The organism is Mesorhizobium sp. M0715, from assembly GCF_040320355.1.
Lineage (GTDB): Bacteria > Pseudomonadota > Alphaproteobacteria > Rhizobiales > Rhizobiaceae > Mesorhizobium.
The window spans coordinates 151,084-164,032 of sequence record NZ_JAMYPL010000012.1; the positions used below are offsets into that span (position 1 = coordinate 151,084).

Here is a 12,949-nt window from a genome sequence, read left to right on the forward strand (position 1 = left end):
AGCGCCGAATGACCTTACTCACACGCCGCAGGCTTTTGAAAACGGCAGCGATAGCCGGCGCGGGCGGGGTCGGGCTTTCGGCCATGGGTCGGCTTGGCGGCTTGGCAGCTGCCACAACTGAGCCGGTGGTTTTGCAGACGGCAAAGATCCAGGCGAAGCTGATGGATGTCGGCCAGACCAGGGATGTGCTGACCTATGGTAACGCCGGAATGCCGCCCATGCTCAGAATGAAAAAGGGCGAGCCCTTCGCTGCACGCCTTGTCAACGCGATCGACGATCCGACGACTATCCACTGGCACGGCATTCGCGTTCCAAACAAGATGGACGGCGTGCCGTTCCTGGTCCAGCCCTACGTCTATACCGGCGATCATTTCGACTACGCCTTCACGCCGCCCGACGCCGGCACCTTCTGGTACCACCCGCATTGCAACACACTGGAGCAGATGGGCCATGGCCTGACCGGCGTGATCGTGGTCGAGAATCCCAACGACCCGAAATTCGATGCCGAAATCGTCCTCAACCTGCGCGACTGGCGCCTCGGCGACGACGGTCAGTTCATCGACCAGTTCCGGCCGCGCGATGCCGCGAGAACCGGCACTTACGGCACGGTGCGCACCGCCAATTGGCTGGATCAGCCGCAATATGACGCGCCGGCGGGAGGGCTGGTGCGGCTCAGGGTCGCCATCACCGACGTCACGCGCATCTACGCTTTTCGCGTCGACGGTGCGGAGGCGAGTGTCATGGCGCTCGACGGCAATCCGGTGCCTGAACGTTTTTCGCCCGATGCCTTGCTGCTTGGACCCGGCCAGCGCATGGAGCTGGCCATGCGCATGCCCGACGAGGAAGGTGCGATCGTCAGCTTGAGGGACGTCAGGGGCACCAAGCCAAAAATCCTGGCGACCCTGCGTGCGACTGGAAACTCGCTCAAACGGGACATTCGCGATCTCGCGCCGCTGGAGCTCAATCCGGTGGCGGAAGTGGATCTCGCCAGCGCCAGGCATATTTCCCTGGCACTGAGCGCCACGGCGGAAAACGTCCCGAGCGATGGCATCTGCGGTTCGCTTGGCTACAGTTTCTGGGCCATCAACAAAGTGCCGTGGCCCGGCGACACCAAGGATCCGACCGCGCCTCTGGCCGAACTGAAGCTTGGCCAAAGCTACGTCATCGACATGGAGAACCTGACGCCGCAATCCCATCCGATGCATCTGCACGGCATGAGCTTCAAGGTGCTGTCATCCTCGACGCGCCAGGTTCAGCCTGCGATTTCCGACACCTATCTCATCCAGCCCAACGAGAAGGTTCAGCTCGGCTTCGTCGCCGACAATCCCGGCGATTGGCTGCTGCACTGCCATATCATCGAGCACCAGAAATCGGGAATGACGAGCTATGTCAGGGTGGTGTGAAGCCGCGTCAGCCTGCGCGTAGCGTCTGTGCCGTCATTTGCGCAACTGCGCCTCGATCTCGTCCAGCACCTTGTCCTTGCCGATGCCGGTGAGGAAGGCGAGGCCCTTGATCACCGGCTTGGTCACCGAAGCGGAGATCGGTGTGGTTGCGACGATGAAGTCGACATTGTCGGCCAGTCCAGGCACTTCGGTGGCCTTTGCCTGCTGGGCGTTGAAGGTGAGGCCGCGTTTCTTCATTTCCTCGGTGACGGCGACATTGACCGCGGTCGAGGTGGCGATGCCCGTGCCGCAGGCAAAGAGAATGGTTTTCTGTCTGGACATCTCTGCTTCTCCTTGTTTCAGCCGAGTACGGCTCGCACGTCTTCGAGGGTTCTGGCCGACCTCAAATCATCCAAGGCTTGCGGGTTCTGGATGGTGGCCATGACGGCCTGCAGCGCCTCAATCTGCTTGTCCTTGTCGTTGATGGCAAGCAGGAAGACGAAGCCGACCGGCAGCATCTCGTCGGGATCCTCCATGTTGGCGAAGGTGACTGGTTGCTTCAATGTGCCCATCGCGATGCCAGGCTTCAGCACATGCTCCGGATCGGTGTGCGGCACCGCGACATTGTCGGAGCGTTCCAGCGGCAGTCCGGTCGGGATGGTCAATTCGCGGCGCACGACCGCGTCGGCATAGCTGCTTTTGACATAGCCAAGTCTCTCCAGCCGGCCCGCCAGGATGCGGATGATCTCCTCATTGGTCGAGGCATCGGATCCGAGCACGATCGCGTCGGGGTCCAGAAGCTGCATGAGGCCGTCGGACATTCTTTGCTCCGTCGATGAAATCGTGCGCCCCGGAAAGGGCGCACGATCGGTTTAAAGGGTGGACGCTATCAGGTCAGGCCGTCTCTTCGGCCGGCTCGTCCTCGGCGCCCGCGGCCCGCTCCCAGCCGAGCGGATTGCGGCGGTAGAGGACAAACAATGCCGCGATGACCACCGCGATCACGATGATGCCGACAAGCCCCATCCCCTGGATCGCCTCGATGACCACGTAAGGCACCCACAGGAAGCCGTCGACCACCGAGGTGATCTGCAGCGCGTCCGCCGGCAACTTGAAGCCCGATGCGACAGCAGCGCTTGTGAACAGCGGCGCCAGCGCGTTGGCGACGTAGAAGCCGATGGCCAGCGTCACCGTGCCGATCACCACCATGCGGAACACGTTGCCTTTGACCAGCGGCGCGGTCATCGCGACGATGAAGGGGATGACCGCGAGGTCGGCGAACAGGATGACGCGGTTGCCCGGCAGTATGATGGACAGGATGATCGCGATCGGCACAAGGATCAGCGACGACGAGATCGCGGCCGGATGGCCGATCAGGATCGCCGAATCAAGACCAACGAGAAGCTCTCGGTCACCGGTGCGCTTGCGCACGAACGCCTGTGCGGCGTCGGAAACGGGGATCAGCCCCTCCATCAGGATCTTGACCATCCGCGGCAGCAGCAGCATCACCGCGGCCAGCGTCATGCCGGTGCCCAGAACCTTTGCCAGCACCACACTGAGATCACCCGCATTGTAGAAGGCGATCGCACCAAGCACGAGGCCGATGATCAGGCCCATCACGACAGGTTCGCCGAACACGCCGAACCTGCGCTCGATCGTGTCCGTGTTGATGTTGATGCGGTTGATCCCGGGAATGCGGTCCATGATCCAGTTGAGCACAATGGCGATCGGCAGAATCTGTGCCGAGGCGAGATGCGGCACCGAAATGCCGGGCACGCCGTAGAACTGCTGTACCGCGCGCGCGGACCAGTCGGCGAACAGCAGCGAGAGTGCTGCGACAAGTGCTGCGACCGCGATGCCATAGGCCAGATTGTCGGTTGCGGCGACCACCAGCGAGCCGACAAAGGCAAAGTGCCAGAAATTCCAGACGTCGACATTGAGCGTGCGCGTCATGCGTGTCAGCAACAGCACGATATTGACCAGGATGCCGACCGGAATGACCCAGAGGCCGACCGACGAGCCGAAGGCGATCGCGGCCGCGGAGGGCCAGCCGACATCGATGATGTCGCGATGAATGCCGGTGTTGGTGACGATGGCCTTGGCGACATCGCCAATCGACGTGAACATCAGGCCAAGCACCAGATTGATGCCGATGAAGGCGACGCCGATGGTGACGGCGGCGCGAAAAGCCTTGCTGACCTTGGCGCCCAGAGCCACGGCGATGATGAAAATGACAATTGGCAGCAGGATCGTCGGGCCAAGCGTATCGATGGCCCCTTTGAGGCCCGCGAGAACAGTATCCATTTTTCCTCCCCTGGAGCCGCGAGCCTTCGCTCGACGCCTCGCAATGATGCTCCATCCAGCCTTTGACGCCGTGGCGCAAAGACACTCCCCAATTTGCGCCAGAGGCGAATGCTTCCCGACTGTCGCGTCGGTGAACATTTGCCTTTGTTGACAAACGAATGTTTTATTGGGGTTGTTCGCTGCGATGTCAATTGGTTGCGCTTCGGCCAATCGAGCCCCGAAGGACGTCCTTCCGAGACGATTTCGTGGAAATTGCCGGTCGCGACCGGGTTTCGTTGGCAAATAGAACCCGTTCCCTGCTATCCGATCCCAAATCACGAAGCTGTGGACATTCCTGCATGATCAACGTCGCCCTGACCGGCCTTGCCCGTGATCTCGCCAGGCGTGCCGCCGAAGGCCGCCCGGTGCGCATTGGTGTCATCGGCTCGGGCGAAATGGGCACCGATCTGGTCACGCAAGGCATGCTGATGCCAGGCATTTCGATCTGCGCCGTCTCGACGCGCCGCCCGCACACCGCGCGCGATGCCATCCGCATCGCCTATGGCGATGAAGCCATGGCGGTCGAAGCCGACACCGCGTCGAAAGTCACCGGCGCCATCGAGAGCGGCAAGATCGCCATCACCTCGAACGAGATGCTGGTCACCAATCCGCTGATCGACGTCGTCATCGACGCCACCGGCAAGCCGGGTGTCGCCGCCGACTTCGACCTCATGGCGATGGAGCACGGCAAGCATCTTGTGATGATGAACGTCGAGGCCGACGTCACCATCGGTTGCTATCTGAAGCAGCAGGCCGACCGGCTTGGCGTCGTCTATTCGGTGGGTGCGGGCGACGAGCCGTCGAGCTGCATGGAACTGATCGAGTTTGCGTCGGCACTCGGGCTGACCATCGTCTCGGCCGGCAAGGGCAAGAACAACCCGCTCAACCACGATGCCGTGCCGGACGACTATCGCGCCGAAGCGATCCGCCGCAACATGAACCCGCGCATGCTGGTCGAGTTCGTCGACGGCTCCAAGACCATGGTCGAGATGTGCGCCATCGCCAACGCCACCGGGCTGGTGCCCGATGTGCCCGGCATGCACGGCCCCAAGGCCGACCGCGACGACCTCGCCAAGGTGCTCATTCCGCGCGAGGATGGCGGTCTGCTGTTGAAGAAAGGCGTCGTCGACTACACGGTCGGCAAAGGCGTCGCGCCTGGCGTCTTCGTCATCGTCGAGGCGACGCATCCGCGCATCATCGAGCGCATGGACGATCTGCATATCGGCCACGGCCCCTATTACAGCCTGTTCCGGCCCTATCATCTGACGTCGCTGGAGGTGCCGCTGACCGCCGCCCGCATCGTGCTTTTCGGCAAGCCCGACATGGTGCCGTTGCCGAGGCCGGTGGCCGAAGTGTGCGCCGTCGCCAAGCGCGACCTTGCCGCCGCCGAGACCTTCGATGCGATCGGCGAGACCTGCTACCGTTCCTGGACCATGACCGTCGGCGAAGCCCGTGCCCAGCGCGCCGTGCCGGTCGGTCTGCTCGAGGGCGGCAGGGTGCTGAAACCGGTCAGGAAAGGCGAGTTGCTGACCGCCGACAATGCATCGCCCGACCAGACGACGAGGCTGTTCGCCTTGCGCCGGCTGCAGGACGAGATGCTGTACGGGGCAAGCTGAGGATTATTTCCCCAGCTCGACAGACCGCAACCGCGCCGCCTCCACCGCCTGCGTCAGCAGATTTGTCAGCCGGTCCTCGCCCATCAGCACCTCCAGCGCCGCGGCCGTCGTCCCTTTGGGGCTGGTCACCTGCTGGCGCAGCACGCCCGGCTCTTCGCTGCTTTCTGCGGCAAGCGAGGCAGCGCCGTAGACGGTCTGCATGGCGAGCAGCTTGGCGGTTTTGGCTGGCAGCCCGGCCTTCTCGGCGGCCACGGTCAGCGCCTCGATGAAATGGAAGATATAGGCCGGCCCCGATCCGGACACGGCGGTCACCGCATCCATCAAGCCCTCGTCGTCGATGGTGGCCACTTCGCCGCTCGCCGACAAAAGGTCGGCGACGAAACGCTTGGTATCGTCGGACACCAGTCTGTTGGAGAACACCACCATCATCCCCTTGCCGATCGCCGCGGGCGTGTTGGGCATGCAGCGCACGACCGGCGCGCGGTTGCCGAGGATTTCCTCGAAGGTGGCGGCAGGCGTGCCGGCGGCGATGCTGACGAAGGTGGTGCGGCCGTCGCCGAAGCGCTTGTAGGCGGCAATCACGTTGCGGATCACTTGCGGCTTCACCGCGATGACGACGAGATCGGGCACGGCATCGGCCGGTATGCCATCGGCATCGGCTGATGTCGCGCAGCCCAGCGCTGCCGCGCGATTGCGCAGATCGGCATTGGGCTCGACCACGAAGACCGCCGACGGCGCAAGCTTGCCGGATTTCAGCCAGCCCGAGAGCATGGCGTAGCCCATATTGCCGCAGCCGGCGAGAACAAGTCTGATCGTCATCGAAAGCCCTCCGAAGGAAGCCATCACATAGACGCTGGCGCTTCCCTGGGGAAGCCCTGTCAGGATCGCGAGCCACGATCGGGATCGCGTACCGCGATTGGCCGCAGCGACACTTGCCTGAGGCCAAGCACGCCGAGCACGAAGAACAGCCAGACCGGGTCGCCGCGATGGAAGAAGAAGCTTTCGAGGAAGGCGTTCAGCGCCGTGAACAGCACCACCATCATGAAGAAGTCGCCGAGAAAGATGTTTTCCCTGCGCAACGGAATGCGCATGTAGTCGCGCAGCGGCGCGATGAGGAAAGTGTAGACCGCCACGCACAGTGCCGGAATGCCCATCAGCACGGCGATGTCGAGATAGCCGTCATGGCCGTGCACGATGGTCCTGATGTCCCACGGCCGGTCGAAGGGCTGGTCCTGGTTGAGCAAGAGCGGCGTGCCCCAGAAGCTTTCATAGCCGTAGCCGGTCCATGGCTTCCTCGCCAGCATGCTGCCGGCGAACTCCCACAGCGTCGTGCGGCCGGTATAGGTCATGCCGGGGAAATAGATCGCCGCCAGATGTTTTACAGGCGGCAGGAAGACGATGCCCAGCGTGCCGACCGCTGTCGCGACGATCGCCAGCGCAAACAGGATCGGCGTGCCGAGCCGCATGCCTATCAGGCTCGGGAACATCACGATCAGGATCGAGAACGGCACCAGGCCGGCAGTCGTCTTGGAGCCGGTGTGCAGCATGAAGATCATCGCTGCGAGGAAGATCCCGGCGCCCCAGTAGCGCTGTCCGCGCCGGTAGAGATAGAGGCCTGCGAAGCTGAGGCAGGCCATGATCGGCCCGGCGATGTTCTTGTGGGTAAACACGCCGCGCCACAGGCCGGCATGCTCGGGCTCCTGCGAGTCGGCGGTGTGCATCGCCTCGTGCGGAAAGACGATGAGGCCGAGATAGGAAAGGCCCATGACCACGACGGCGGTGAAGATGATCACCTTCGAGAAGGCTTCGGCGTCGCGCGGCAGCACCAGGATCGTCGCCATCGTCAGGATGCCGATCAGGGTGAAGGAGGCGGCGCGCATCGCCGAAGGCGGATCGGTCGACAGGACCACCGACAGGAAAAAGAAGCCCAGCATCAGCACCCAGGATGGGCTGAGCAGCGAGCGCACGACGCGCGGATCGGCAAAGGCCATCAGCGAGAAGATCGACATGGCGCCGAGCGAGCCGAAGCCAAGCTGGTTGACGATGTCGCCGCCTTGACCGGTAAGTTCTGCGCCGCCCGGCTGGAACGGCCGGAAGGACACCATGATGACGGTGAACAGCAGCGCGGCAATGGCGGTGGCCACGCCTTCGCGCGTGAACGCGGCGCTGAGCGGCGCGTGCTCAGTTTTTCTCAGGCTGGCGGTATTGCTCATTGGCATATCCGAATTCGGCCAGCACGCGGCCCAGCGCCACATGGACGGGGTAGATGGCGATATCAGGCGATCCGGTCCGCGCCAGCCGGATCAGGCCGCGAAAGGGCGAAGCGGCAAGCAGTGCCAGGCTCTTCAGCAACACTTTGGCGCCGGCCATTGGCGTGCCGGCACGCTTCTTCTTTTCGACCAGTGTCGAGATCACGCCGTTGCGCAGGCTGCGGGCACGGATCCAGTCGGCTTCGATACGCCGCGCCGGAACGGTTTCCAGCACCTTGGCCTCGGCGCACCAACCCAGAACAAAGCCCTTTTGCGCCGACCGGCTGAGAAAGTCGGAATCGCCGCCGCCCATGAAGTTGAATCTGAGATCGAGAAAGGGCGGACCCATGGCGATCAGCACGTTGCGCCCGACCAGAAGATTGCCGGACGAATAGAGCGCCGGCACGCGTCCGGTTTCCCGATAAGGCGGCGCGAACACCGGATGCTCGGCCCATCGCGCATGGGCAGGGTCGGCAAACATGGGCACCTGCGGGCCGCCGACAATATCGGCGCCAAGCGTTTCGGCAGCCTGGCACATCCGTTCCAGCCATTGCGGATCGGCGATCTCGTCATCGTCGATGACCAGCAGATGCCTGAAGTTCGGGAATTGCAGGATGGCCGTCTGCCAGCCGGCATTGTAGGCGCTGCAATTGCCGCGCTCATGCGCGATGATCACCAGGCCCGACATTTCGCCCCGCTCGAACAGCGGCAGCGCTGCCTTGGCGCCGGCCCGCGCCTCGGCTTCGTTTTCCATGACGATCACGGCAAAGCGCCTGCCGGTTTGCTGCGCGCGCAGCGACGCCAGCGTTTCCAGCACCTGCTCGGGGCGCTTGAAGGTCGGCAAGGTGACGACGGCTTCGACGGCCTCGACGTCGAGCCGCGGCGTGCGTCCAGCGATCGATACCGAACCGTCCGATGGCAAAGGGATCATCCGCGTCCAGCCACATGGTGAGTTGGGCTCTGGTAGCACCACGGTTGATAAGGTTTCGTTAATCACCTTCCACGGAGAAGCCCGCCAGACAGGGACTTTCGGCCGTCGAATGTGCTGGCTTAATCAAGGGTTCACCGCACTTTGCTACCGGCTACACCACAGGATAGGTGAGATGCATCTGCTGTTCGCCACATCGATCGTGCCTGACGGCGCTCTCGCCTCGGGCTACGAGATCGCCAACGCTGCGATCATCGCTGCCTTGCGGCGCGCTGGCGCGCGCGTAACCGTCATCGGCTTCACCTGGCCGGGAAAACCCGCGGCCGACCCCGAAAACACCGTGGTTCTGGGTGCCATCGACGTGCGCACGGACAATGCCTCCGCGCGGCAAAAGCTGGCCTGGGTCGGCAAGGCGCTGCTTTCGGGCCTCACCTTCGCCTCGGCCAAGCTGCGCGCCGTGTCCGACAGCGATGTTCTCGCTGCCATTGAGCGCGCTGGACCGGTTGATGGCTATGTCCTGAATTCCGTGCAGTTCGCCGGTGCCTTCGAAAAACTGTTCACCGACCGGCCTTCGATCTTCGTTGCCCACAATGTCGAGCATCTTTCGGCGCGGGAGAATGCCGCTGCCGCTGGCAGCCTCTTCCAGCGCCTGCTGTTTCGCCGCGAGGCGAGGCTGCTCAAGATCGTCGAAGAGCGTCTCTGCCGCCGGGCGCGCTTCGTCTTCACCCTGGCCGAAGAAGACCGCGCCGCCCTCGGTGTCGCCTCGCACGACCGCTCGGCGGTGCTGCCACTGGTGACCGGTGCCCACGCGCCAACCCTGAAAGGCCCGCGCCGCATCGACTGCGACGCCGCCCTGATCGGCACCTGGACCTGGCAGCCGAACCGCATCGGCCTCGACTGGTTCCTGGGCAAAGTCGTGCCGCATCTGCGGCCCGACTTTCGCATCCGCATCGCCGGCCACATGCCTTCGGGCGTCACGTCGAAGCATCCGGGTGTTGAATTTGTCGGCCGCGTGCCCGACGCGCAGGCGTTCGTGCGCGGTGCTGCCGTCATTCCGCTGATCAGCACCGCAGGCAGCGGCGTCCAGTTGAAGACAATCGAAACCTTCGAGCTCGGCCTGCCTTCCGTCGCCACCAGCCGTTCGCTGCGCGGCATCGACCACCGTCCGTCCAATTGCGTCGTCACCGACGATCCCGCCGCCTTCGCCAGGGCACTCGAGGCCGCGGCGGCCGACATCCGCGACGTTGACGGCAGCGCGTTCCGGGGCTCGCAGGTCAAGGCGCTCGACGCCGCCATCCGGCTCGGCCTCGAAAAACTCGCTCCCGTCAGGCAGGAGGCGTTTGCGTGAACATGCATTCCGCCCGCGCCGCGTCCGGGCTCGACAAGCTGAAGACGATCCTTGGCATCCCGGTGGTTGCGGTCCGCTGGAACGATGCCATCGCCCTGCTGAACCGGTTGATTGCCGAGCGGCGCTTCACCAAGGTCAGTTTCCTCAACGCCCACAACGCCAACATCGCCTATACCGACCCGGTGTTCGCCGAGGCACTCGATGATTTCCTCATCCTGCCCGACGGCATCGGTATCGATCTGGCGGCGAGACTCCTCTACGGGGCGCCATTTCCCGACAATCTGAACGGTACCGATTTCGTCCCGGCCTTCCTGCAGGCCTCAACGACGCCGCTCACCGTCGGGCTGCTCGGCGCGACGCGCGTCAATGCCGAAGCGGCGTCGGTCAAGCTGGCCGCATTGGCGGTGCAGCACAGCTTCGTGGTGATCCATGACGGCTATTTCCCTGCTTCGCAGGAGCAGGAAATCGTCGACCGGATCGCCGCGCTTCGGCCCGACGTGCTGCTCGTCGCCATGGGCGTGCCACGCCAGGAATTGTGGATCGAACGCCACATCGACGCGCGCCATTGCACGCTGCCGATCGCCGTCGGCGCGTTGCTTGATTTCCTGAGCGGCGCGGTGCCCCGCGCGCCCTTGTGGATGCGCCGGCTGCGGCTCGAATGGCTGTTCCGGTTGGCTGTCGAACCGAGCCGCCTGTGGCGCCGCTATGTGGTCGGCAACCCCCTGTTCCTGCTGCGCGTCGTCAGGCAGAAATTCTCGCGGACACCCGAAGCAGCGAGGGATATCAAGTGAACAGCAGGTTCGTGCCAGGTGCCGCTGTCGAGCCAAGCCCGCTGCGGCAGACACCGACGGCGGCAATCGTGACGGCAAGCTACGCGCCCGACTTCGAGCGCTGCCGCCTGCTGTGCGAGACACTTGATCGCCACGTTTCGGGCGCGGCGCACCATTACATCCTGGTCGAACATCGCGACGTCAGTCTGTTTCGCCAATTGGAAACCGGCCGCCGCACGGTCGTCGACGAGCGTGAATTGCTGCCGCGCTGGCTGCACGCCGTCGACGATCCGCTCAGCCTGTTTCGCCGGCGCGTCTGGCTCAGCCTGAAGACCCAGCCGCTGCGCGGCTGGCATGTGCAGCAATTGCGCCGCATCGCCATCTCGGGGCATGCATCTCAAGACGTGCTCATCTTCTGCGATTCAGACGTCGCTTTCCTCAAACCTTTCGACTGCGGCGCCTTCTGGCGCGACGGCAAGGTGCGCCTGTTTCGCCGCGACGGTGTCCTGGCGGACGAAGGTCATGAGGAGCATCGCATCTGGTCGCGCAATGCGGGATCGGCACTCGGCATCGACCCGTCCCGGACGTCGATCCATGATTATATCTCGACGCTGATCGCGTGGCGGCGCGACAGCGTGCTGGCCATGTGCGGCGAGATCGAGAAGGTCCATGGCCGCGACTGGGTCGAGGTCGTCGGCTGGGCGCGCAAATTCTCCGAATGCATGATCTACGGCCGCTATGTCGATGATCTGCTGGACGGAGCCGGCCACTTCCACGGTTCCGAAGAGTTCTGCCGTGTGCACTGGACCGGCGAAGCGCTTTCGGATGACGAGTTCCGCCGCTTCGTTGCCGCCATGGCGCCGGAGCAGGTGGCGATCGGCATGCAGTCCTTCATCGGCACCGACATCGGCCGCATCCGCCGTCTGATCGGGCTAGACCGCTCTTAGTGCTAAATCGCCTTCGCCGGCTTGCGCATCGCCGAATAGGTGAGCAGCGTCGAGGCGAGATACAGAAGCAGGAAGACGACATTGAGCGATAGCACCAGATTCGGCGTGTCGAGGATGGTCGTCAGCACATAGGTCAGCAACAGTGCCTTCAGCGCGGCGAGCAGGCCGAGATTGAGCGCCCGTACCAGCGTCTGGCCGCGCGCGAACAAAAGTTCGGCCTGGTATTCGACAAGATTGCGCAGTCCCGGCACGCAGATCGCCAGCACCACCAGCGGGGCAGCCTCGGCGACATTCTTGCCGAGTGCGTTGGGGAAGAAGTGCAGCACGATGCCAAGCGTCAGCAGCGCTGCCGTGGAGACCGCGAACACACCGCCTTCGATGCCGCTCTTGACCGCCAGCCGTGACAACAGTTCCGGTGCGCGCATCATGCGCTGCACCAGCATCATCGAGAAGGTGCGGATCGGAATGGCCGTCAGGTCTACCAGCCGCATGATGATGGCGTAGATGCCAGCCAGATGCGGGCCGCCGATCGCCAGCACCAGCAGCTTGTCGAACTCCATCTGCAGGTAGAACAGCACTTCGGCGCCGGCCACATAGATGGAATCGGCCAATCGCCGAAGATACAGAGCGACCCGCAGCCGCAGCCTCTGGCGCGGGTAGAAGAAGCCGAAGGCAATCAGCAGCGAGGCGGCATTGGCGCCGATATAGAACCAAGACCATATCCAGACGCTGTGTTGTGCTGAGAACATGAACAGCACCGCGCCGAGCGCCCGCAGCGCGGTCGCCAGGATGGCCAGCAGCGCGGCGCGGCCGAATTTGCCCAGGCCGTTGTTGACGATCAGTGCTACCTCGACCGGCCGCCACAACAGCGCTTCGGCAAAGACGATTGCCGCAAACACCGACAGCGGCACGGTGTCGGCGAAGAAAAGCAGATAGACGCCGAACGAGGCCGCGGCCAGCAGCGGCAGCGACAGCACGCCGAGCAGCAGGAAGCCGGCGGAGAAGGTGCCGATCAGATTGGGGCGGATGGTGGCGGTGCGGTAGAGCGCCGAGATGAACCCGAAAGCGAGGATGCGCGACAGCATGACACCGGCCGCCGATGCGGTGGCGAACATGCCGAATTCGGAAATGGACAGCGTGTTGGCCAACGCGATGAAATAGGCCAGCGAAAACACCAGTCGCCCGCCGGCGCCGCTGATCGCCGAGAAATAGTCGCGAAGCAGCCCCCGTCGTTCGGCCAAAAAGCTGCCGATCCGGGCGAGGGGCCGCCTTTGCGGTATGTCACTGGCCTGCGTCATGTCTCGAGGAGAGCCTAGGCCGGAAAACTTAACGTGCCGTTCTGGAGCTTGGGCTTGTGTCGAAAATAGAT

The 12,949-nt window shown here is 63.7% G+C and carries 12 protein-coding genes; 5 read left to right on the forward strand and 7 right to left on the reverse strand.

The genetic code is table 11. The annotated features are described in order from the left end of the window. The first annotated feature begins 8 nt into the window (after positions 1-8). On the forward strand, positions 9-1,403 hold the full coding sequence (locus tag NKI21_RS16865; RefSeq protein ID WP_352866421.1) for a multicopper oxidase family protein: 1,395 nt from the start codon (positions 9-11) through the stop codon (positions 1,401-1,403). 33 nt (positions 1,404-1,436) lie between these two features. On the opposite strand, the gene NKI21_RS16870 is transcribed toward NKI21_RS16865, so the two are convergent. From NKI21_RS16870 to NKI21_RS16880, 3 genes are all read right to left on the reverse strand, one after another. Then, on the reverse strand, positions 1,437-1,724 hold the full coding sequence (locus tag NKI21_RS16870; RefSeq protein WP_023809203.1) for a PTS sugar transporter subunit IIB: 288 nt from the start codon (positions 1,722-1,724) through the stop codon (positions 1,437-1,439). A 17-nt stretch (positions 1,725-1,741) separates the two neighbouring features. Beyond that, positions 1,742-2,203: a PTS sugar transporter subunit IIA gene (locus NKI21_RS16875; protein ID WP_127267974.1), complete on the reverse strand. Its 462-nt coding sequence runs from the start codon at positions 2,201-2,203 to the stop codon at positions 1,742-1,744. 73 nt (positions 2,204-2,276) lie between these two features. Continuing rightward, positions 2,277-3,683: a PTS galactitol transporter subunit IIC gene (locus tag NKI21_RS16880; RefSeq protein WP_128302666.1), complete on the reverse strand. Its 1,407-nt coding sequence runs from the start codon at positions 3,681-3,683 to the stop codon at positions 2,277-2,279. Positions 3,684-4,021: 338 nt separating this feature from the next. Here NKI21_RS16880 and NKI21_RS16885 point away from each other — a divergent pair, with 338 nt between their 5' ends. Beyond that, complete coding sequence (locus NKI21_RS16885; RefSeq protein WP_352461267.1) at positions 4,022-5,338, forward strand: NAD(P)H-dependent oxidoreductase; 1,317 nt, start codon at positions 4,022-4,024, stop codon at positions 5,336-5,338. A gap of 3 nt (positions 5,339-5,341) precedes the next feature. Here NKI21_RS16885 and proC read toward each other — a convergent pair whose 3' ends face one another. The 3 genes from proC to NKI21_RS16900 are packed head-to-tail and all read right to left on the reverse strand — an operon-like array spanning position 5,342 to position 8,518. Then, entirely contained in the window at positions 5,342-6,157 is an 816-nt protein-coding gene (proC, locus tag NKI21_RS16890) for a pyrroline-5-carboxylate reductase (protein ID WP_023809199.1), read from the reverse strand. 59 nt (positions 6,158-6,216) lie between these two features. Beyond that, on the reverse strand, positions 6,217-7,551 hold the full coding sequence (locus tag NKI21_RS16895; RefSeq protein WP_023809198.1) for an O-antigen ligase family protein: 1,335 nt from the start codon (positions 7,549-7,551) through the stop codon (positions 6,217-6,219). Then, positions 7,520-8,518 carry a glycosyltransferase family 2 protein gene (locus tag NKI21_RS16900; protein ID WP_023809197.1) on the reverse strand — a complete coding sequence of 333 codons (999 nt, stop codon included), beginning with the start codon at positions 8,516-8,518 and terminating at the stop codon, positions 7,520-7,522. The genes NKI21_RS16895 and NKI21_RS16900 overlap by 32 nt, the downstream gene beginning before the upstream one ends. 172 nt (positions 8,519-8,690) lie before the next feature. Between NKI21_RS16900 and NKI21_RS16905 the strand changes: the two genes are divergently transcribed. The 3 genes from NKI21_RS16905 to NKI21_RS16915 are packed head-to-tail and all read left to right on the forward strand — an operon-like array spanning position 8,691 to position 11,580. Continuing rightward, positions 8,691-9,863, forward strand: coding sequence for a glycosyltransferase family 4 protein (locus NKI21_RS16905; RefSeq protein ID WP_352722960.1), 1,173 nt, complete (start codon positions 8,691-8,693; stop codon positions 9,861-9,863). Then, on the forward strand, positions 9,860-10,654 hold the full coding sequence (locus NKI21_RS16910; protein WP_023809196.1) for a WecB/TagA/CpsF family glycosyltransferase: 795 nt from the start codon (positions 9,860-9,862) through the stop codon (positions 10,652-10,654). Before NKI21_RS16905 ends, NKI21_RS16910 begins: the two co-directional genes overlap by 4 nt. Further along, the gene (locus NKI21_RS16915; RefSeq protein ID WP_023809195.1) at positions 10,651-11,580 is read left to right on the forward strand and encodes a DUF6492 family protein; all 930 of its coding nucleotides are present in this window, start codon (positions 10,651-10,653) and stop codon (positions 11,578-11,580) included. The genes NKI21_RS16910 and NKI21_RS16915 overlap by 4 nt, the downstream gene beginning before the upstream one ends. Positions 11,581-11,582: 2 nt before the next feature. On the opposite strand, the gene NKI21_RS16920 is transcribed toward NKI21_RS16915, so the two are convergent. Continuing rightward, positions 11,583-12,878 carry a lipopolysaccharide biosynthesis protein gene (locus NKI21_RS16920; protein ID WP_023809194.1) on the reverse strand — a complete coding sequence of 432 codons (1,296 nt, stop codon included), beginning with the start codon at positions 12,876-12,878 and terminating at the stop codon, positions 11,583-11,585. Positions 12,879-12,949 lie beyond the last annotated feature (71 nt).

Bases quoted from the DNA above. Each gene is read 5' to 3' on its own strand.
- NKI21_RS16865 (WP_352866421.1), top strand. From the start codon at position 9: ATGACCTTACTCACACGCCGCAGGCTTTTGAAAACGGCAGCGATAGCC.
- NKI21_RS16870 (WP_023809203.1), bottom strand. From the start codon at position 1,724: ATGTCCAGACAGAAAACCATTCTCTTTGCCTGCGGCACGGGCATCGCC.
- NKI21_RS16875 (WP_127267974.1), bottom strand. From the start codon at position 2,203: ATGTCCGACGGCCTCATGCAGCTTCTGGACCCCGACGCGATCGTGCTC.
- NKI21_RS16880 (WP_128302666.1), bottom strand. From the start codon at position 3,683: ATGGATACTGTTCTCGCGGGCCTCAAAGGGGCCATCGATACGCTTGGC.
- NKI21_RS16885 (WP_352461267.1), top strand. From the start codon at position 4,022: ATGATCAACGTCGCCCTGACCGGCCTTGCCCGTGATCTCGCCAGGCGT.
- proC (WP_023809199.1), bottom strand. From the start codon at position 6,157: ATGACGATCAGACTTGTTCTCGCCGGCTGCGGCAATATGGGCTACGCC.
- NKI21_RS16895 (WP_023809198.1), bottom strand. From the start codon at position 7,551: ATGAGCAATACCGCCAGCCTGAGAAAAACTGAGCACGCGCCGCTCAGC.
- NKI21_RS16900 (WP_023809197.1), bottom strand. From the start codon at position 8,518: ATGATCCCTTTGCCATCGGACGGTTCGGTATCGATCGCTGGACGCACG.
- NKI21_RS16905 (WP_352722960.1), top strand. From the start codon at position 8,691: ATGCATCTGCTGTTCGCCACATCGATCGTGCCTGACGGCGCTCTCGCC.
- NKI21_RS16920 (WP_023809194.1), bottom strand. From the start codon at position 12,878: ATGACGCAGGCCAGTGACATACCGCAAAGGCGGCCCCTCGCCCGGATC.